This is a genomic window from Paenibacillus soyae, assembly GCF_024623455.1.
GTDB lineage: Bacteria > Bacillota > Bacilli > Paenibacillales > Paenibacillaceae > Pristimantibacillus > Pristimantibacillus soyae.
This window is the reverse complement of record NZ_JANIPJ010000049.1, coordinates 1-1,880: the sequence shown is the minus strand read 5'-3', so window position 1 is coordinate 1,880 and position 1,880 is coordinate 1. Positions and strand designations below refer to the sequence as shown.

The following is a 1,880-nucleotide window of genomic DNA, read 5'->3' as shown; positions in this document are numbered from 1 at the left end:
AATCGAGTAGGAGGGGGCGGCTAGCCCCCGTCCTCTCACACCACCGTACATGCGGGTCCGCATACGGCGGTTCCAAAAGGTTAACAAAGTTCTAAATAACGAGAAAGTAAACTTTTCAGCCCTTTCGCTTCCCAATAGGAAGTCGGAAGGGCGTTATTTGTGTTTCGAGACATTTCCCACGCTCCGCGTCTGGAGTTAGCTATGACAAAACATGCCCATTCTGGGACACCAAGTGCTCGGAGCTCGCGAACTCGGGTACGTACCCGTTTCCATTGCTTCCATAAGCACATGCGCAGCCTGCGACGAATCCACTGGTCGAATTTCTCGCAGTGTCCTTTCGCCGAGGCTAGTCGGAAATAGCCTATCCAGCCGATGAGATAGCGGTTTAAACGCATAATCCGGTTTTCCATAGACATCGACCGCGTTCTGCTCGTTAGCTCTCGCACCTTCTCTTTAAACCTCGAGATCGTTTGAGGCGCTAATCGAATCGTCGCTTTCTTGTCCCTGAGGAAACTGAATCCGAGGAACTTACGGTTCCACGGTCGGTCTACCGCACTTTTCTCTCGATTCACTTTTAGTTTTAGCTTGCCTTCTACGAAGCGTGTTACCGACTCCATGACACGTTCGCCCGCACGTTTACTGGCAACGAAGATATTGCAGTCATCCGCGTAACGGACAAACCGCAGTCCTCGCTCGGCTAGTTCTTTGTCCAAGTCGTCCAGCAGAATGTTCGCCAAGAGCGGACTGAGTGGTCCGCCTTGCGGCGTGCCTTCTCCCGTTTTCTCGAATACTCCGTTCGCCATGACTCCTGCGTTTAGATAGGCACGAATAAGCTTTAGGACACGTTTGTCCGTCACTTTTCGTGCTACCCTTGCCATGAGCATGTCGTGGTTTACTCGGTCGAAGAACTTCGCTAAGTCCATGTCTACGACCCAGCGAAAGCCTTCTTGGATGTAGTGCTGAGCTTGCTTTACCGCGTCATGCGCTCTCTTCCCTGGGCGAAAGCCGTAGCTATGCCTTGAGAAGTCCGCGTCGAAGATCGGGTTCATCACTTGCAGGAGGGCTTGTTGAAGAAAGCGGTCCATCACGGTCGGGATGCCAAGCAGCCTCACGCCGCCTCCGGGTTTGGGGATTTCCACCCGTTTGGCGGGCATGGGTCTGTAGGTTCCCGCGAGAAGTTCGGTCTTCACCGTCTCCCAATGTGTTTTCAGGTAAGCTTGTAGATTCGCTACCGTTACACTGTCCACGCCGGGCGCTCCTCCGTTTTGTACCACTCGCTTGTAAGCGAGCCTGAGGTTATCTCCTCGGAGCATTCGTTCTAACAAGTCGTTATTCGCTTCGCGAGAGGACGGGGCGACTTGTGCCGACGAAGAACTCGGCGCTCCGGCATACCCTGACGGCTTCACCGCTTCTCTTTGCCGCGAGCTCTCTTGCGAGATGTTCTGCTGTCTTTGCTCTTCATGCGAACGCATCGGTTTCCTCTCTCCTTTCGGTTCAGCCCTTCCGGTTTCCGGCGTCCCGTACTCCCGTACTATGGCCTCTGCTGACTCCTGCGGATTCAGCGCGGCTTCTCAGCCGCGGTTACGAAGTGACTTCGCGTTTTCCGCAGGCCTCCCCAGATAAGAACGTCATCTTTCTGCCCGCAACCACTGGAGTTTACAGGAAAAGCCCTTGGCGACTTTGGATTTCGTCATGTTTCGGTGACTCATCCGACTTGCCCTGCCTCAAATCCAGTTCGTATACCTTGGCTCGTGCATTTGCCTCCAGCTTCCTTCAGATTCCGCCTCGCGACGGACACCCTTGCTCTTGGCTAACGGTAGGCGTTCGCCAGCCCCCGTTCGGGACTTTCACCCTAGAGATGACGCCCATGCTGGGCGTAC

Annotated in this window: 1 protein-coding gene; it reads right to left on the bottom strand. The window is 54.5% G+C overall.

Annotation, left to right across the window (positions count from 1 at the left end; all coding sequences use genetic code 11):
• Nucleotides 1–80: 80 nt before the first annotated feature.
• Nucleotides 81–1,472, bottom strand: a complete 1,392-nt coding sequence (gene ltrA, locus NQZ67_RS29875) for a group II intron reverse transcriptase/maturase (RefSeq protein ID WP_257453147.1) — start codon at nucleotides 1,470–1,472, stop codon at nucleotides 81–83.
• Between the last annotated feature and the right edge of the window lie 408 nt (nucleotides 1,473–1,880).

Excerpts from the sequence above, each read along its gene's own strand:
- ltrA (WP_257453147.1), bottom strand. The coding sequence starts at position 1,472 with ATGCGTTCGCATGAAGAGCAAAGACAGCAGAACATCTCGCAAGAGAGC.